Source organism: Clostridium sp. NkU-1 (assembly GCA_001312405.1).
The window spans coordinates 26399-45421 of sequence record BBDR01000014.1 but is presented as its reverse complement, the minus strand read 5'-3'; the positions used below and the strand labels follow the sequence as shown (position 1 = coordinate 45421).

Genomic DNA, 19023 nt, shown 5'->3' with positions numbered 1-19023 from the left:
TTTGAATTAAGAACAGATTAAGCAAGATAGTGTTTTACAATATATTGCATATTACCTATATGTACTTTATTTGTAGAGATGTAATGTTATATGTGATTTGTATTCTTGTGGTGCGGTGTATGTATAATATTCTCTCGTTGAAATTTGTATTTCATTATGATAAACTTATATTAAAAATTTTAAAAGGCTAAAATTATTTGCAGGAGGTGTGTCGTGACAGAAAAGCTTTATACTATTGGAGAATTTGCCTCTATTAACAAAATTTCTCCACGTATGCTACGTCACTACGATAAGATAGGCTTACTGAAGCCTGTTTCTATTGCAAACAATCGATACCGTCTCTATGGATCAATGCAAATTCCGACAGTGACACTTATCAAGAAATATCGATCCTGCTACTTCTCTCTTGAGGAGATTGCTATTCTTCTTGAAAATGAAAATGCCTTACAAGAGCTATCAACTACTAAGTTGCAGGAACTTCGGCAGCAAGAAGCTGCCAATGCAGATGCTCTGCGAAAGTTACACACGCTGCTTAGTGTAGAAAAAAACAACTTGTATTGAAAACCTATATGACATCTCACGCACAGTTAAAAGCAAACAAATTATTTGTGTTGGTAATTTTTGTACAGAATTACAGATAGAAGCTGAATTTGATCGTTTATATGCATCCTTGGAAAAAAGCCGCACAACACCCACTGGACAGAGCATGCTGATTGGCAACCTTTTTGATGATAATAGTTATCGTGTAGCCGTTCCTGTTGGGGAACAAGGTATCCCGAAAGCATATGCCTCGCACACCTTGGTTGAGGGACAATATCTATCTACATTTCACTACGGGAATTATGACGAAATTGCTTCTGCTTATGACAAACTATTACTATATATAGAGCAGCATAACTTAGAAGCAACCGGTGTTTTCTTAGAACGATATTTTTTAGATATATCTCACACAGAGATCGAAACAGAATACATCACAGAAATTTCAATGAAAATTACCCCTTGACATTAACACAGTGTCAAGGGGTATTCTTGATTTGTAAAGTTTAGATAATGCTAAGCAATTTACGAAAAATAATCCTCAATAATATCCAGATGGTACATTGTAAATTTGCTTGAAAGCAGAGTGGCTAATTGGTCGTCACAAAAGCTATATATAAAATTTTACACTTTAAAATCATATTTGGAGGTAAGTAATATGAAAAAAAACAATGATTTTACTTCTCACAATACTGATGCTTACGGGCTGTGCAGAACAGACTAATCTACCTAACAAGACTCAGCTACTACCCCCTCCTCCACAGTTGGCAGAAACATCACAAAAGGAGGCAGAAGAAATGCAAATCTACTATTTTCCCGCTGAAGAGGAAGAACACGAAGGTACGTGGCTCACTTGGCCGCATCATTACTCTTACGGTATGGAGTACAGATTAGAGATCGAGGATATTTGGATTCAAATGGCATTTGCACTGCACAAAGGCGAAAAAGTCCATATTATCGCTTATAATAAAGATGAGCAATCTCGCATTATGAAGCTACTTGAAGCAGAGGGATTAGATATGAGCCGTGTTGATTTCGTAATTGCAAAGTCTGATGACGTGTGGTCACGGGACACAGGCCGATGTTTGTCTTTGACGATGACGATAACCTGCTAATCGCCAATTTCACTTTTGATGGTTGGGGCAAAAAAAGCTCCCTATAAGCATGATGACGATATTCCTATAGTTGTCGCCAAGGCTAAAGGACATTCTATTATATCAATACCAGATTTTGTATTGGAGGGAGGCTCTGTTGAACTGGACGGTAACGGCACAGCAATACTCTGTAAAAGCTCAGTAGTCAGTAAAAACCGCAACCCGGAGATGAGTATTCAAGAAGCTAAGATGTTTTTACAAAAATACTTAGGGGTATCCAATATCATTTGGCTTGAAGGTGTCTTAGACGAGGATATCACTGATGCACACATAGATGGCATGGCTCGGTTTTATGACCATAAAACAATACTCACTGTGTCAGAAAAAGATTTTATGGAACTGTATGAAAATATCAGAGAAAATGACTATTATATTTTAACTAACTCCACAAATGCAGATGGTCAGCTTTACGAGATTATCGAATTGCCTATGACATCAAAAAAATGTGGAAGGGCTTGATTATAAAGGTTCTTATCTCAACTATTACATTGGAAACGATGTTGTTTTGTTGCCAGTTTATAATGATACCAATGATAAAGTAGCAATAAAAATTCTATCGGAATTGTATGATGGTCGAGAAATTATACCAATTAATGTTACTGCCTTATACCAATACGGTGGAATGATTCACTGTGTCACACAGCAGCAACCGAAAGTATAATCCATTGTTTTTAGTATTCAATAAAAAGGATTATTAGTAAATAAAAGTAAGCAATTTGTTTTTTTATAATATACTAAGCAAAAGTTATAAGACTAAGTGTAGCACCTTAATATCTACAGACCGCCATAACAACGGTAATAAAAAAAACCGTTGTTATGGCGGCAGGATAATTGTGTGCCAAAACAAAATACAGTAGTCTAACGGCGGTTTTGAAATAACAATCAAAGCCGCCCTTTTTCTTTTTCAAAAAGCAAAGCATGGTGGGTGTATCAAAGTCGCCCTTTTTAAAGGATACGGCGGTATCTAAGGAGGTATCGTCGTGTTTTCTTTTGCTCAAAAGCTTGGTAACTCATCAAAAAAAGCCTTGTCCCGTTGTGGGACGATTATAGCAACAACACGAAGTTATTACCTACATAATACGAAAAAGGTATCATTATGCCCGATTGAGATTTTATGAATTTCAGTCGGGCATTTTTGCGTATATAGACCCTCGTTGTCGTTCCCCACCCACCGTCCTTTCAAATTCAGCTCTTAACCCAAATTTGAAAGGATGGTACAACTATGAAAACAATAAACTTAAGAGATTACTATGCCCACATAAGCATAGATACCTATATTGATATTCCTGATGAAGTATTTAACATCTTTGAAGAACACCGCAAGGCGAGCAAGCCTATCAAAGCAAAATACGCTACCACAAGGCATACTACTCACTTGACCGTGATGACGGAATCGAACACAGTGCCTTGTTTGTTTCCTTCTCTCCCGATGAAATTTACGAGCGTAAGCTAACAAATGAACAGCTACACGCTGCTATTGCCACATTGCCCGATAAACAAGCAAAACGAATTTACGCCCACTACTTTTTGGGAATGAGCAAGGCGGATATAGCAAAGGCTGAGGGTACATCAGCAAGTAGCGTAAAAGATGCTATTCGTCGAGGGCTACGCAATTTAGAAAAGTATTTGAAAAATAATTTCTAAATTACTCACGTCGTTTGCCCCTCTTTTTCTAAAGGTATATGAGAGGAAGTTTTTTCTCTGATATGCCAAACGGCATAATTGTTCTTTGACAACCAAATATACGATATTTTGAGTACATTACTTATGTGAGCCAAAAGGCAAAGCGACTTAACAGACATCGCCACGATAACGGTATGGGGAGGTGAATGGAATACCGTTGGAGCGATAAAATGGACTGTTAGACCGAGTTTGGCACACTCGTCCGCAATGACCCACATGAGGGATAATGATACTTTGTAACGTTACGTCCCCGATACGATAGAAACAGGGGGAGTTCCTGCGGTATGCGTGGCTTAGGTACAAGCACACGGTACTCTGGGACTATGATGCCGAGCTAACGGCAGCTCAAAATATTCCCTTGCCGGGTGCGTGGCAAATACGGCAAACAAATTAAACTAACCACACCGCATTTTTGTTCCACACAATTTTGCGGTGTGATTAGTTTTGTAACTTTGGATATGGTGACAAACTTTTCATAAATGAAATAATTGCTTATAATTTATGTAAGCAAGACACTTGGAGGTGATTGCGAATGGAAAATATCAAAAGTGTATCTGAAAACACTACTAAAACCCCTTCACCAAATGAGGTATATGCAAAGACAAAAGCATATCAAGATTTCATCAATGTGCTTTCGCAAATTATTGAAAAATACGGTTCAGATGTTTTGAATGAGCTAAATGGTGCTAAGTAGAAAGGTGTATCTACTTTGATGTTTTCCGATAATTTATTGGAGGTATGACTATGAATAGGAGTGGAAAAAGATGTGTACTTTACCCTCGTGTAAGTACCGAAATGCAGGTTGACGGCTTCAGCTTAGACGGACAGAAAAACAGCTTAAAGCGGTTTGCAGATAGAGAAGAAATGGAAATCGTCAATATTTATGAGGATGCTGGAAAATCCGGCAAATCCATAGATGGCAGACCCGCATTTAAACAAATGCTATGTGACATTGAGAACGGCTTAAAAATTGACTATATCTTAGTTTATAAGCTCTCTCGCTTTGGCAGAAATGCCGCAGATATTTTAAACTCTTTGGAACACGTTCAGTCCTTTGGTGTAAACCTAATTTGCATTGAAGAAGGTATTGACTCATCGCAGACAAGCGGAAAACTTTTAATCTCTGTGCTGTCTGCTGTGGCTGAAATTGAGCGTGAAAATATTATTGAACAAACAATGAATGGACGAAAAGAAAAAGCTCGTCAAGGCGGGTGGAATGGTGGATTTGCTCCTTATGGGTATTACTTAAAAGATAAACAGCTTTTCATTCAAGAGGAAGAAGCTGAAGCGATACGCATTATCTTTGATAAGTTCGTTAATGGCAATATGGGTTTTTACAAAATCGCCAACTATCTTAACTTGCAAGGTATTCAAAAGATTAAACGTGCTAATGGCACACTCTCGGGGTGGAGTACACATTTTGTTAGAATGATAATTGACAACCCTGTGTACTCAGGAAAAATCGCTTTTGGCAGAAGAACAAGAGAAAAGGTCAAAGGTACTAAAAATGAATACCGTCAAGTACACCAAGATGAATACATTATTGCAGACGGTCAGCACGAGGCTATCATCAGTGAAGAATTATGGACCCAAGCACATGAAAAACGAGAAATCACAGGTGTAAAGTCCCCCTCTAAAATAGGTCGGGACAGGGTACATTTACTAAGTGGCATTTTGAAATGTCCTAAATGCGGCGGTTCGATGTATACCAACAAACACGCTTGGACAAACAAAGACGGTACATATAAAGAGATTTATTATTATGTGTGTAGTAAAGCTCGGGTAGCAAGAGGAAAAAGCTGTGACTATAAAGCAATGCTCAAAAAAACCGATATTGAGCCGCTTGTCATTGAAGCAATCCGAGAGCTGATTAAAAATCAAGATTTTGCAACAGAGATTAAATCCAAAATAGGTAAACAAATTGATACTTCTACTCTTGATAGAGAGCTAAAAAATTACGAATGTAAGCTTAGAGAAGTGGATTTGAATAAAACGCGACTTGAAAATGAAATTGACAGCTTGCCGGGGGACACTCGCTTTCGGGAACGCAAGCTCCAAGATATGACACTTCGACTTGACGGACTATATGACATCATTGTAGAGCTTGAAGAAAAAATCGGAGATGTGAAGTTGCGCCGCAAGGCTGTGGAGCAGGATGCCATTACCTTGGAGAACATCTACACTCTGTTGGCAAACTTTGATAAGGTATATGATAAAATCAGCGATGAAGAGAAAAAATCCCTAATTTCTTCGCTAATCAAAGAAATAGAGATTTTCCCATGTGATGAATCAGAGCTACCTCTGAAGTCCATTTTATTCAATTTTCCAGTGTATAAGGACGGTGGAGATGTTTACGAATTTTTGTGGGACAAAAGTACGCACGTCTCCACATTCGCCGTCGAAGGAAACATATCCACGCAACAAACCTTCTTCACCCGATACCCTCTCTCCTGAAGAACGACCAAATCCCTTACCAAACTGGTAGGCTTACAGGAAACATACACCAACCTGTCCACGCCAAACTCAATGATCTTCCCCAACGCCTTCGGATGAATCCCATCTCTCGGCGGATCCAAAATAATCAAATCCGGCTTATCCACCAGCTCGTCAATAATCTTAAGTACATCTCCGTCAATAAATTCACAATTCTCAAGACCATTCAGCCTTGCATTCTCCCTTGCCGCTTCCACCGCTTCTTTAACAATTTCCACACCCACAACCTTTTTGGCAACCGGAGCAATAATCTGAGCAATAGTACCTGTTCCGCTGTATAAATCAAACACTACCTTATCCTTTGTCTCTCCCACATATCCCCTGACCGTCTCATACAGGACTTCCGCTCCAAGGGAATTAGTCTGGAAAAAAAGAAAACGGGGAAATTTTAAATTTCAGCCCTAAAAGCTCCTCATAAAAATAATCCTGGCCGTATAAAATCTCAGTCCTGTCACTCTTAACCACATCCGCAAGACTGTCATTTAAAATATGCAGAATTCCCACGATCTTTCCATTTAAAGAAAGCCCCAGCAGCAAATCCGTAAGCGGCTTCAAGTCCACCTCTTCCTGTGTTGTAGTAACCAGAGCCACCAAAATTTCACCAGTCTTCACAGCCCGGCGCACCAAAAGATGACGCAGATATCCTGTATGCTGCATCTTCTTATAAAAACCAGTTCCCAGTTGTTCGAAATACTCCTTTACTGCCTTTAGGATATTACAGAAGTCCGGATTAACAATCCTGCATTCCGTAGTAGTCACCACGTCATAAAAACTTCCCCTCTTATGCATACCCAAAGCCAGGGGGCCATCCTTATATTCATCCCCAAAGGAGAACTCCATTTTATTCCGGTATTCCGCTTCCACAGGACTTGGCCGTATCCCTTCAAATTCATAATCCTCACAGACTCCGTCTATAAGGTCCTTTACCTGCTGCTCTTTGATCTTAAGCTGCTCCTCATAGGGAATTGTCTGATAAACACAGCCTCCGCAGCTGCCAAAATGAGGGCACGGATTCTCTGCCGTTTCCAGGCTTGAATGCTCCAATATTTCAAGAATCCGCCCCTCGCAGCGCCCCCCTTTTTTTCTTATTTATCATAACCCGGACCTTCTGGCCGGGAAGTGCATGCTTTACCGTGATTTTCCCTTCCGGGAGTTCAATAATTCCTTTATCAGGAAAATCAAATCTTCCAATCCTACCTTCGTATATCTCACCCTTTTTCACTATACGTGCTCCTCTTCTATCTTTCTTTCTGCAAGCAATAAGCCAGGCGCAGGAATGTTTCCATTCCATTCCTGCATCTGGCGGACTCTTTTCCATTCGAGCAAAAAAAGCGTGTCTCACTGTCTGAGGCACGCTCTCTCTTTATAATGCCGATCTTACTCTTCAGAACCTTCGCCCGGTTTGTCATCTTCAAAGAAATCGTCATCGAAATCATCATCAAAATCGTCTTCGAAATCTTCTAAATAGTCCGGTGTGAAGAAACGGTATACGGTATAAGCAATTCCTGCCACCGCCGCCACTGCACCTATGATAGCCAGTATCCAGAGGATACAGTTTTTTCTTCTTTTCTTCCTGTTCCCTTCTATGAAGCAATTCATTCACTCTGCTTGAACTCATAAGATCTTCCAGCTTACTCATGGCTTCTTTACTCATTGCATCAAATCTGTTCATATCTCCACGTCCTTTCTGAGAGCCCTGCTTTTTTTATGCCCATTCTTTCAGGGCAGAGCCCACCCCGCTTTATTGGGTGTAAAGGTATGCCTGTAAGGCATTACCTTTAAATCTTTCGGCTAGGTTTTAGTCTCTCTGCCTGTCGCAGTTATTATACCATTATATTGATTCTTTTACTATCATTTTTGCTTTTTTTTAATAAATTATGTATTTTAAATCAAACTCGTACAAGTTTCAGCTTTGCAAAGGAAGCAAACATTTTTTTTGACGCCTGCCTGGTCAAACCGGACTGTGACTTCAAAATCCCTGCCGCCGTCCTTGATCTCCAATACCTCGCCTTCCCCAAACTTCACATGGCTGACCCGGTCCCCTTTTTTATAGTTTAAAGAAGCTGCCTTTTCTACGGTAAATGCTTTGCCAAAACCAGGTGTTGACGCAGGGGCTGCGGTTTTTGATGCATATACATTGTTCCCAGGACCAAAGCTGCTGACACCTGCCTGCCGTCCGGCTGTTTTTGCTTTTCCCCATGGCAGACCGCTGTCATCATAATCAAGCGTACGGCCAGAAGACATTCTTGACTCCAGCTTACTTGAATCCAAAAGCCTGTCAGGAATTTCATCTATGAAACGGCTTACCTTGGAATATCTTGTTTCTCCATTGACCATACGCTGTCTTGCCGCCGTCATCATCAGGAAATTCTGAGCTCTTGTAATTCCCACATAGCAAAGCCGGCGCTCTTCTTCCACATCCTCTTTATCGTCTGAAGAAATGGACATCATGCTTGGGAACAGCCCGTCTTCCATGCCGCTTAAATACACTCTTGGAAACTCAAGTCCCTTGGCGCTGTGCAGGGTCATAAGGGTCACTCTGTTTTCTGAATCATCCATCCGGTCTACATCAGCCACCAAAGCGACCTCTTCCAGAAATTCATTTAAGTTAGGGTGCTCATGCTCCCCTTCAAAGCTGACCGCCTTATTGATCAGCTCTTCTATATTTTCCAGTCGTGTCTGGTACTCAATTTCACCCTCTGACTCTAATTCCTTTAAGTAGCCGGTTTCATCCAGAAGGTCTTCAATCAGTTCATGTATGGAATACGTCTCTTCTTCAAGCCTTTTCCTGAAATCCTCGATCAGCTCCGTAAACTTAAGGACTTTCTCCGCCGTTTTTCCAAGTCCAGGCACAGCCTTTGCCCGGCAAAAGGCATTATAAATGGAAAATCCATGTTCAGAAGCAAAGGCCTGGACTCTTCCAAGGCTGGTGGCTCCAATTCCCCGCTTTGGCACATTGATAATCCTTAAAGAGGATAAATCATCCTGTCCGTTGGAAATGGTCTTTAAATAGGACAGAACGTCCTTAATTTCTTTTCTCTGATAGAAATTCACCCCTCCCACCATGCGGTATGGAACATTGTGTTGAAGGCATTTTTCTTCAATCAAACGGGACTGGGCATTGGTTCTGTAAAGGACAGCACAGTCCTGGTAATCAGAAGAGCTGTTTAAAATGTCCCGGACAATTGCATCTGCCTCTTCCGGAGCGTTCTCAAATTGCTTAAACTGTACCAGAGGGCCTTCCTCATTGGCAGTCCACAGGGTTTTGTCCTTTCGTCCCCGGTTATGGCGGATCACCTCATTGGCTGCATTTAAAATGCTCTGGCTGGAGCGGTAGTTCTGTTCCAGCTTAATCACCCTGGCCCCTGGATAAGCTTTTTCAAAGTTTAAGATATTTTCAATGTTAGCGCCGCGGAATTTATAGATGGACTGGTCGTCATCTCCCACAACACAAAGATTCCTGTATTTACCTGCCAGGAGGCTTATAAGCTTAAACTGGGCCGTATTGGTATCCTGATATTCATCCACCATGATGTATTTAAAACGTTCCTGATAATAATCCAGGATTTCCGGATTATTCTGGAACAGCTGCACGGTTTTCATGATCAAATCATCAAAGTCCAGGGCATTGTTCTTTTTTAACTGGTTCTGATATTCTTTATAAATCAGCGCCACCTTTTTCTGCCTGAAATCGCCGCCGGCATTCAGTTCAAACTCCTGGGCCGTCACAAGCTCATTTTTTGCCGTGGAGATAAATCCCAGCATGGCCCGGTCCTTATAAATCTTCGGATCCATATCAAGGCTCTTTAACACATGGCGCATCAGAGTTTTTTGGTCATCGGAATCATATATTGTAAAATTCGTCGAATAGCAAGGCTTTCTATGTGCCTCCTGAGAATGCGCACACAGATGAATGAAAGGTGGAAACCCAGATACTGTCCGCACCAAAGCCCACCAGACGGTCTACACGCTCCCGCATTTCACCCGCCGCTTTATTGGTAAAAGTGATGGCCAGGATATTCCATGGATTGATATTCTTCTCCTCTATTAAATAAGCAATGCGGTGCGTTAAAACTCTGGTCTTACCAGATCCCGCTCCTGCCAGCACAAGAAGCGGTCCCTCCGTATGAAGTACCGCTTCTTTTTGCATTGGATTTAATGTATCATAAATACTCATAAATTATACCGTACTTTCCTTTCCACTTTACTGCCCATCTTTTCAGGGCATAAAGGTATGCCTGTAAGGTGTTTCTACTTTATCGTCCATCTTCCCAAGGGCATAGGGGTAAACCTATAGGGTGTTACCGCCTTATCGCCCATCTTCCCAGGACATAAAGATATGCCTGTAAGGTGTTTCCGCCTTATCGCCATCTTTTCAAGGGCATAAAGATATACCTATAAGGTGTTTCTGCTTTATCACCCATCTTTTCAAAGCCAAAAAGGTATGCCTGCAGGCATTTCCTTACTCTTTAATCTCCAAATACTCTTTCAACTTCCCCATATGCTCTTCCGCCAGACGCCGCCCTTCCTCATAAAGGGCCTCCAGCTTCCGCCTATCTTTTTCGGTTCTCTGGACCGTAACATGCTTATCCGGACGGATGACATAAATCTTCCCTTCTTTTTCCAGCCGGTCAATCTCCTCCTGCATCCAGTTATACCGGTCCGGGACCTCTAACAAAGCTTTCAAAAGCTCAGGCAGCGGAGCAAAATAGCGTTCATATCCTCTTTTCGTCCACTTATCAAGCTGAGGTTTCCGATACCCGTGCTCCCTGGTAAGTACCACAACGATCTTTTCATATCCCAGATCAATGGCTCTCTGATATGCAATAGGCAAGGCACAGCCCCCATCCAGATACTTTTTCCCTTTTATAGGAATCATGCTGGACATAATGGGAATGCTGCTGGAAGCCTTTACAGCGTCAATAAAATCATCACAGGAACTCTTTTCAAAATATTCCGGTTTTCCTGTCTTGCAGCGGGTGGCAACCACCTCAAAGGTCTGCTGGGAATTCCAAAAGGTATCATAATCAAAGGGAACCAGTGTATCGCACAATTCCCCGAACAGGAAATCAAAATTAAAAATGGAGCGGCTTTTCACCATATTCCGAAAGCTTAAAAACCGTTTATCATTGACATAATCCAAATTCACTTTAATGGTACGGCCGATCTGTTTGCTTACATAGCTCATGCCGCACATAGAACCGGCTGATACTCCGTTTACATAGGACATCTCAATCCCCTGTTCCATGAATACATCCAAAACCCCGGCCGTAAATACGCCCCTTAAAGAACCCCCTTCTAAAACCAATGCTCCTTCTGTCATCTTATCTCACCTCGCCTTCTATTCTATTGCATTTCCACAATCCGGTCAATCCTTTTTCCAAACTATGGCATATCTGAAAGCTCATCACTCAAACTGCATGCCCCACTTTGTGGTATATTTGCCCCAATTTCAGTTGGCATAGTCCACTACACCCCCTTCATTTGAAACAAATCTCCCACAAAGTATACACCCGTCCTGGGATAAGCATTTTTCAGGCACACCCTAGGAAAACTGGCTCTGGTATAGTTTATAGTAAGCACCTTTTAATTCCATCAATTCCTCATGGCTTCCTGACTCCATGATATTCCCCTGGTCAATGACAAAAATGCGGTCAGCCTTGCGGATCGTAGAAAGGCGGTGGGCAATGACAAAGGAAGTTCTGCCCCTTAAAAGGGCATCGATTCCCTTCTGTACCAGAAGCTCGGTATGGGTATCAATGCTGGAGGTGGCCTCATCAAGGATCAAAATCCCGGGCATTGACACCATGGTTCTTGCAAAAGCCAGAAGCTGCCTCTGTCCGATGGAGAGGCCCGACCCTCTCTCGCTGATCACCGTATCGTATCCGTTTTCCAGCTTCATAATAAATTCATGGGCATTGACTGCTTTGGCTGCCTCCATTACTTCCTCGTCAGACGCTTCCAGACGCCCGTATTTGATGTTATCCCGTATGGTTCCGGAAAACAGGAAATTATCCTGGGTCATGATCCCCATCTGGCTTCTTAAGCTTTTTAATGTCACTTCTTTGATTTCGTGACCGTCAATAAAAATCCTTCCATCGGTTGTTTCATAAAAACGGCTGATCAGGTTTACAATGGTGGTCTTTCCAGCGCCTGTTGGTCCTACCAGGGCAATGGTTTCCCCTGGCTTAACAGAAAAATTTACATCATCAAGAATCAGCCGGTCCGGCTCATCCCCATAAGCAAAGGATACGTGATCAAAGACCACCTCTCCCTTAATCTCTGGTAAGGGCACAGCACCCTCCTGATCCGTTATTTCTGCCTCTGTGTCAATAATATCAAAAATACGTTCTGCAGCGGAAATGTTGGTGGTCAGTTTATTGTAAAAGTTAGCCAGATTCCGGATAGGGCTCCAGAACATGGCGATATAGGTTGAGAACGCGAGAAAGGTACCGATTCCGATTTTCTCCACTCCAACAATCCGGATTCCTATGAAATACAGCAGGAAACCGCCCAGGCCCCAGGTTATTTCTACCAGCGGGCCAAAGCCGTCCGCCACTATGACTGCATCCATGAAGGATTTGTAATGCTGGTTTACCAGATCATGAAATACCTCTTTTGTCTCCGGTTCCGCTGCAAAACTCTGTATGATCCGGATTCCGGATAAATCTTCATGTACATAGGCATTTAAATTGGAGGTTTTTTTACGGTATATCTGCCATCTTTTATGAACCGTGGTTTCAATCAGAAACATGCCCACTGCCAAAATGGGAAGTGTCAGCAGTGCCGCCATTGCCAGGCGGTAATTCTTTACCAGCATGATGATTGCCACACAGACCACTGTGAGAAGGTCCGGTATCAGCTGGGTCACACTGTCTGACAGTACATCCTTTAAGGAATTCACATCTCCAATAATCCTTGCAAGCACCTTTCCCGTAGGCCGGCTGTCGAAAAAGCCAAAGCCAAGAGTCTGAATGTGTCTATAAAGCTCTTCCCTGATATTTAAAAGCACCTGGTTGGATACATCTGCCATGATGCGCATACGCATCTTGGTTCCGGCAAGGAATAAAAGGAACAGCACTATTGCACCAAACCCCAGCCATAAAAGACCTGCCATATCCTTCTTAGCCACGCATGAATTGATGGCATATTCCATCATAAGGGGCGCCGACATACTGATGGCTATGGTTCCGGCCATGATAAAAAGAACAATGATAATCTGCTTTTTATATTCCAGGAGATACCGGTACAGGCGAAGCAGGGTATCCTTTTTGAATACTTCTTTCTGATCTTCATCTATTCTGCTTGAATTGACTGCCATTTCATCTCCTCCTCTCCATACTGCACCTGATAGGTTTTATAATATTGTCCCCGCATTTCCATAAGCTCCTCATGGGTTCCCCGTTCCACGATCCGTCCTTCATCCAGGATCAGGATCTCATCGGCACGGCGCACCGCTGAAATGCGGTGGGCGATAATGATTTTTGAACTGTCCTTTAATTCTGTAAGATGGGCCTCAATCTCCTTTTCCGTCTCCATATCAAGAGCCGAGGTGGAGTCATCAAGAATTAAAAGAGGCGTTTCTTTTGCAATAGCTCTGGCTATGCTGATCCTCTGCTTCTGCCCTCCGGAAAGCCCGACTCCCCGCTCCCCGATCACCGTATCATACTGCTCTGAAAGCTTCTGGATAAAGCCGTGGGCTCCTGCCGAGATGGAGGCCTGCTGCACGCTTTCCCATTCTGTCGCATCCTTATTTCCTGTCTTAATGTTTTCCGTAATGCTGTCTGAAAACAGGAATACGTCCTGCATGACCACCGACACCTGACCCCTTAAGAATGCCAAAGGAAGATTCTTTACATTGATCCCGTCTAAAAGGATCTCTCCTCTTGTTACGTCATAGAAACGCTCGATCAAATTGACAATGGAGCTTTTACCTGAACCGGTCACACCCATGATGCCAAGGGTCTTTCCTTTTGCCAAGGTAAAATCAATGTCGCTTAAAATACTCTTCCCGTCCAGTTCAAAGTCCACATGGTGAAAGGCCAGTTCTCCCTGGATAGTTTCCGGCAGTACCGGGTTTTCGGGATTGCAGATGACCGGCTGCTCTTCCATGATCTTTTTGATCTTCTTGTTGGATGCCACAGCTGCTGCAATATCATTGCTGAGCCAGCCCACCATTTCCATTGGCCAGATAATGTTATTGGCATACTCGGAAAATGCGCCCAGATCTCCAATGGTCATCTTATCATTAATGACCAGAATGCCCCCTATGACAATGACTGCCATTAACAGCACCTTTGACAAAAAGGATATGTTTGGCTGATAGCGGACGATCAGTTTGGCCTGCTGCATATTTAGATGATAATACTGCTTGTTGTGCTTCTTGAATTTCTCAATTTCATAATCTTCTCTTGCAAAGGCCTTCACGGTACGGACCCCGGCCAGGTTCTCCTGCGCCACCGTGTTTAATTCAGCAGTCTGCTCGCTGATCTTATCGTAAACATCTCCCAGGCCGTTTTCCATTTTGACCGCATACCAGGCGATCAGGGGGAGAATCACCAACGGAATCAGGGTAAGGCTGGGGCTTAGACGGTACATGCAGACGATAACGATGACCGTGTGAATAGAACATTCCAAAACCAGCATTCCCACAAATCCAAAGGCGTTCCAGATACGTTCCGCGTCATCCTTGATCCTTGCCATCAATTCCCCTGTGTTGTGGTTGTCAAAATACCCCATGGACAGGGTCTGGATGTGGTTAAATAAATCCTTCCTTAAACTGCAGCCGATCCCAGAGGCAGCATAATCAAAAATAAATTCCTTTGTGTACTGAAGTACCGCTCTTCCAAGTCCAATTCCCAGAAGCCCTAAAAGCAGCCTCATGAGAATCTGCATCTGTCCCCCCACAATGACATCATCAATAATATGTTTTGTGATCTGGGGAGCCATTGCATCCAAAAGGATGCTGACGACCATGGCCACAATCGCCAAAACATACAAAAAACTGTACTTCTTTCCATACTGCCATAGATTTTTCATACTTTTCCTCCTTTACTTACTGCAAGCATGAATGGGTTATCAGCCCTTTTATGTAAAAAAAACCGAAAAAAACTGCATAGTGCGGTCTTTTCCGGGTAAATTGCAAAAAAATAACCGCAGTCCATCCAGACTGCGGAAAAAAACTCATTGAAGCAGCTCCTGATTAGAGCTGTCACTCATCCCATGACACCTATGATCACGAGATTCTATCTTCACTGAGGCAGACTGAATTAATATAAAATAATTTTCCTATTTTATTCATTCCAATTGCGTAATAGTTACGTTTCATAGTTTCTGCCTCCTTTTCTTAGAATTATTGGTATTTATTGTACAATTACTAGAATACTGCCAATTTTTTTATTTTGTCAAGCAATATATCACTTTTCTTTATCTATTACATTTTTTTCGATCCGGTTAGCCCTTTTCCCATGCAAAAAAGCAGCTTTGGCACTATGTACTCCAAAACCGCTTTCTGCCTGCATTTTATCTATTTAACCGGATAAAAACCTGAAGGAGATTCACTTAAATTAATCATGATATTCTTTGTCTGGGTGTAGTGTTCCAGAATGACCTTATGTGTCTCACGGCCGATTCCCGAGGTCTTGTATCCGCCAAAAGGAGCTCCCTCAGGAATGGAATTATAGGTATTAACCCACATACGACCGGTCTCCACCGCTCTGGCAACCCGTATTGCCCTATTGATGTCCCTGGTCCACACTGCTCCGCCCAGTCCGTACTGGCTGTCATTGGCCATGGCCACAACCTCATCCTCTGTCTTAAACTTAATAATACATGCCACTGGTCCGAAGATCTCTTCCTGTGCCACCCTCATGTCGTTTGTCACATTGCCAAGGAGTGTAGGCCTTAAAAAAAGCTCCGTTTTCCAGTCCGTCCTCCAGAATCTGCTTTCCGCCACAAAGTACAGCAGCTCCTTCCGATTTTCCTATCTCTATGCGGCTTAAAATGTCCTTCATATGCCCTTTACTGATCTGACTTCCCATCTGGGTATTTTCATCCCACGGAAGGCCGACCTTTACTTGGTTAAACCGTTTAACCGCTTCTTCCACAAACTTGTCGTAAATGCTTTCCTGCACAAAGACCCTGGAACCCGCACAGCACACCTGGCCCTGATTAAAGAGAATACCAGCTGTAAACCATCCATGGCCATCTCCCAATCACAGTCCTCAAAGAAAATATTGGCTGATTTGCCGCCCAGCTCTAAAGTAGCCGGAATCAGCTTTTCCGCTGCTGCAAGGGCCACGTTCTTTCCTACTTCCGTTGAGCCGGTAAATGCCAGCTTCCGGAAACCTTCGTGTTCCAGAATATACTGCCCGGACTTGGAACCTGCTCCGGTAATAACATTGAACACCCCTGCCGGGATCACATCCTGGATCAGCCTTGCCAATTCCAGAACGCTGAGAGAAGTGGTGCTGGAAGTCTTAAAGACGGAACAGCAGCCGCTTGCCAGTACCGGTGCCAGCTTCCAGGCCGCCATCAGGAAGGGGAAATTCCAGGGAACGATTTGCCCAACCACGCCGATAGGCTCTTTGAGGATCAGACTCAGGGTATTTTCTCCCAGCATATTGGCACTGCCCTCTTCCCCAAGAATGCAGCCTGCAAAATAGCGGAAATGCTGAGCTGCAAGAGGTATATCGACCGCCATTGTTTCCCTTATGGGTTTCCCGTTGTCCAGGGTCTCCACCATGGCAAGATGTTCCTTATTTGCATCTATGATATCCGCAATCTTATTCAGGATGACAGCTCTCTGGTTTACCGATACATGCTTCCAGGTCTCAAAAGCCTTCCATGCTTCCCTGACCGCCTCATCCACGTCTTCCTTTGTTGCCTCGGCGCACTCAGCCAACACCCTCCCATCGGCCGGACAGATACTTGGAAATGTTTTTCCATCGGAAGCCTCCTTCCACTGTCCACCTATGAATAACTGATATTTCTTTTGAAGCTCTACGTTCTGCATAATTTTATCTCCTCTCCTTTTATTTTCTTTGGTTCCGATATCTTTATTTATGTAACCATTATAACCTCACATTTTAATCTGTCAATTTAAATATTTTTTTTAACATTATTGATAATTAATTATCTTTTAATGTTATTTTTTTAACATAATTGGGTATTTTTGCTTATTAAGTAAATTCATTTAGGAACCTATATTTTCAAATATGATTCAATTTATCAATGTTGTTGGATTTTTTTCTACCCCAATCCGCGTTAATCTTATTTGATAATTTGATATCTTTTTTACATTTTAGTTTTTTTTAGCATAGGATTTTTTTTAAGGTATTTTCAGTAAATAAAAAAACCGCAGTTCATCCAGACTGCGGTCTAAAACTTATAGAAGCGGCTCCTGATTAGAGCCGTCACTCATCCCACCAGGCCCCCTGGTCAGATCTTCGATCCTGGCAATATGCCATAAAACCCATGCCATGGTTTATCCTTTCCAGTTGGCATGATGGCGTACTCATCTGCCTTTCGTTTTCCGGGAAGGCTGTCCACTTCAATTTCTTCCCCTTCCAGCACTTCTGAAAGGTGAAGTTCTCTGTGCAGGCCTAAAAAAATGAGTTTTGGCCTGCTCGATTTCATCTTTCTTACGTATTATTTTATTTAAAGCTTAATGCACATCGCTTAAGCCTTCTCAAAAATATTTCATTTGTTCTACCTGTATTCCACACTTTGTTTACAGGGGAATCCTATAGAAATATCTACTCTCCCAGCAATTCTTTTTGTTTCTTCTTCGGAAGCCCGGCTAAAACCAGCCGGTATGATTTTTCCAGTAAATCCTTCAGCAGATCATCAGGAACGTTTCCATCTGCTTTTATGGAATTCCAGTGAACCTTATTCATATAATAGCCGGGGATGATATCCTCATACTGCTGCCTTAAAAACTGGCCTTCTACCGGTTCCAGCTTTAATGTAATCAAAGAGTCCATGCCCTGGTCATCCTTGCACACCGCTGCAAACATCTTATCACCAAGAAGATATCTGGCCCAATTCCATTCCTCCTTGAAATCATTGGATACACCTTTCATTGATTTCAAGTATTCATCAATCCACGGATACCTCATATATTTCCTCCAAATCATTTTATTGCTTTTTATTGGGCCTTCTTTTTATCTTTAACAGCTGCATCATATCATCAAAAAGCGATTGGTCCTTTATGATAAACATCAGCCATTTTCCATCATGGTAGGTTGTTGATTCATCGTACACCTTCTGGACTTCCGGAGAATAGTTCTGCCTTTCGCGTTCAAAGCTTTCCCGTTCCGCTTGTCCCAGAATTACCATAAATCCAAAGCAGTCCTCTTTGGCATACAATGCGCAAAGGGTTTTCCCGCCTCTGCGGTATTTGTACTCGTACTTCCACCTTTTGCCGCCGCTGTTCCACTGGCGTTCCATATCATACTTCTCTTCGATTCTTTCACAAAGGATTTTCCATGATTCAAATAAAGTCTCCCCTATCAGGGAAGTCATTTCTTCTTGTGATGGTATCTTTTCCAGCATAAAATCCCCCACCTTCAACATATTTTTCTGTACATTGGTTACCGGTAGGTCCGGAATGTAAAACCTTACCCCCCTCTGTCCCCAACTGTGCTCTTTCAAAGGAGTAACATCAGCTCCTAAGTCCATGGTTATCTTTAATTCCAGAACCTCTTTATAGAATACTTTTGATTTTCCATATCTGTTATTACCAGCAAAGGACATCGAAACTTCATAGCTCATCCTTTTTTTGAATTATACCATCCCAAATGTGACAACAGTATGTCACTGTTGAGGAACAACTGCAAAGAAAATTAAATCAGCCCCGCTGTCATTGATCAGGCTGTGGGCATATCCTTTGGGACAATAATGACACAATCCTGCCTGTATCGCTTCCTCTCCGCCGTCAAACAGCATTTTCCCAGTTCCCTGTAGGAAATATATAATTTCACTGCTTGTGTCGTGGGTATGCATTCCTATGGATGCGCCCGGCTCCAGTTTTCCGAAGAGAATCTTATTGCTCTTATCTGCAAACATTCTTGCCTTAAATTCTTTTTCTCCGCCATTAAAATGGGGGAGCATGGTTTCCTCTATTCCGTCAAAATCAATAATCATTTTTTTCCTC

The 19023-nt window shown here is 42.5% G+C and carries 15 protein-coding genes and 5 pseudogenes; 6 read left to right on the top strand and 14 right to left on the bottom strand.

The window, feature by feature from the left end; all coding sequences use genetic code 11:
- Positions 1-213: 213 nt before the first annotated feature.
- From JCM10519_RS18435 to JCM10519_RS18415, 6 genes and pseudogenes are all read left to right on the top strand, one after another.
- Positions 214-561: a MerR family DNA-binding transcriptional regulator gene (locus tag JCM10519_RS18435; protein ID WP_054740986.1), complete on the top strand. Its 348-nt coding sequence runs from the start codon at positions 214-216 to the stop codon at positions 559-561.
- 145 nt (positions 562-706) lie between these two features.
- Positions 707-1003, top strand: coding sequence for a GyrI-like domain-containing protein (locus JCM10519_RS18430; RefSeq protein WP_054740983.1), 297 nt, complete (start codon positions 707-709; stop codon positions 1001-1003).
- 205 nt (positions 1004-1208) lie between these two features.
- A pseudogene (locus tag JCM10519_RS18425) lies at positions 1209-2150 on the top strand (agmatine deiminase family protein).
- Positions 2151-2913: 763 nt separating this feature from the next.
- A pseudogene (locus JCM10519_RS18420) lies at positions 2914-3335 on the top strand (sigma-70 family RNA polymerase sigma factor).
- A gap of 571 nt (positions 3336-3906) precedes the next feature.
- Positions 3907-4068 (top strand): hypothetical protein, encoded by a 162-nt coding sequence (locus JCM10519_RS31705; protein WP_347844709.1) that lies wholly within the window; start codon positions 3907-3909, stop codon positions 4066-4068.
- Positions 4069-4118: 50 nt separating this feature from the next.
- Positions 4119-5828: a recombinase family protein gene (locus JCM10519_RS18415; protein ID WP_054740982.1), complete on the top strand. Its 1710-nt coding sequence runs from the start codon at positions 4119-4121 to the stop codon at positions 5826-5828.
- Here JCM10519_RS18415 and JCM10519_RS31700 read toward each other — a convergent pair.
- The 14 genes and pseudogenes from JCM10519_RS31700 to JCM10519_RS18360 all read right to left on the bottom strand — a co-directional run bounded on the left by JCM10519_RS31700 (position 5726) and on the right by JCM10519_RS18360 (position 19013).
- Positions 5726-6181, bottom strand: a complete 456-nt coding sequence (locus tag JCM10519_RS31700) for a methyltransferase domain-containing protein (RefSeq protein ID WP_347844708.1) — start codon at positions 6179-6181, stop codon at positions 5726-5728. The genes JCM10519_RS18415 and JCM10519_RS31700 overlap by 103 nt on opposite strands.
- Positions 6182-6224: 43 nt before the next feature.
- Positions 6225-6911 carry a hypothetical protein gene (locus tag JCM10519_RS31695; protein WP_347844707.1) on the bottom strand — a complete coding sequence of 229 codons (687 nt, stop codon included), beginning with the start codon at positions 6909-6911 and terminating at the stop codon, positions 6225-6227.
- A 4-nt stretch (positions 6912-6915) separates the two neighbouring features.
- On the bottom strand, positions 6916-7089 hold the full coding sequence (locus tag JCM10519_RS31690; protein WP_347844706.1) for a hypothetical protein: 174 nt from the start codon (positions 7087-7089) through the stop codon (positions 6916-6918).
- Between the two features lie 155 nt (positions 7090-7244).
- Positions 7245-7539: pseudogene (locus JCM10519_RS18405) on the bottom strand (DUF4366 domain-containing protein).
- Between the two features lie 217 nt (positions 7540-7756).
- Positions 7757-10044, bottom strand: a pseudogene (pcrA, locus tag JCM10519_RS18400) (DNA helicase PcrA).
- Between the two features lie 285 nt (positions 10045-10329).
- The gene (locus JCM10519_RS18395) at positions 10330-11190 is read right to left on the bottom strand and encodes a DUF6363 domain-containing protein (protein ID WP_054740980.1); all 861 of its coding nucleotides are present in this window, start codon (positions 11188-11190) and stop codon (positions 10330-10332) included.
- A gap of 222 nt (positions 11191-11412) precedes the next feature.
- The gene (locus JCM10519_RS18390; RefSeq protein ID WP_054740978.1) at positions 11413-13188 is read right to left on the bottom strand and encodes an ABC transporter transmembrane domain-containing protein; all 1776 of its coding nucleotides are present in this window, start codon (positions 13186-13188) and stop codon (positions 11413-11415) included.
- Entirely contained in the window at positions 13164-14906 is a 1743-nt protein-coding gene (locus tag JCM10519_RS18385) for an ABC transporter transmembrane domain-containing protein (RefSeq protein ID WP_054740976.1), read from the bottom strand. Before JCM10519_RS18385 ends, JCM10519_RS18390 begins: the two co-directional genes overlap by 25 nt.
- Positions 14907-15393: 487 nt before the next feature.
- Positions 15394-15822, bottom strand: a complete 429-nt coding sequence (locus tag JCM10519_RS31685) for an aldehyde dehydrogenase family protein (protein WP_347844705.1) — start codon at positions 15820-15822, stop codon at positions 15394-15396.
- A 34-nt stretch (positions 15823-15856) separates the two neighbouring features.
- Positions 15857-16881, bottom strand: a pseudogene (locus tag JCM10519_RS18380) (aldehyde dehydrogenase family protein); the annotation flags it as partial.
- A 425-nt stretch (positions 16882-17306) separates the two neighbouring features.
- Entirely contained in the window at positions 17307-17504 is a 198-nt protein-coding gene (locus JCM10519_RS18375; RefSeq protein WP_054740973.1) for a hypothetical protein, read from the bottom strand.
- 119 nt (positions 17505-17623) lie between these two features.
- Positions 17624-17986: an MmcQ/YjbR family DNA-binding protein gene (locus tag JCM10519_RS18370; protein WP_054740971.1), complete on the bottom strand. Its 363-nt coding sequence runs from the start codon at positions 17984-17986 to the stop codon at positions 17624-17626.
- A gap of 19 nt (positions 17987-18005) precedes the next feature.
- Positions 18006-18422: a DUF3788 family protein gene (locus JCM10519_RS18365; protein ID WP_054741105.1), complete on the bottom strand. Its 417-nt coding sequence runs from the start codon at positions 18420-18422 to the stop codon at positions 18006-18008.
- A gap of 261 nt (positions 18423-18683) precedes the next feature.
- Positions 18684-19013 carry a cupin domain-containing protein gene (locus JCM10519_RS18360; RefSeq protein ID WP_054741103.1) on the bottom strand — a complete coding sequence of 110 codons (330 nt, stop codon included), beginning with the start codon at positions 19011-19013 and terminating at the stop codon, positions 18684-18686.
- Positions 19014-19023: the final 10 nt, after the last annotated feature.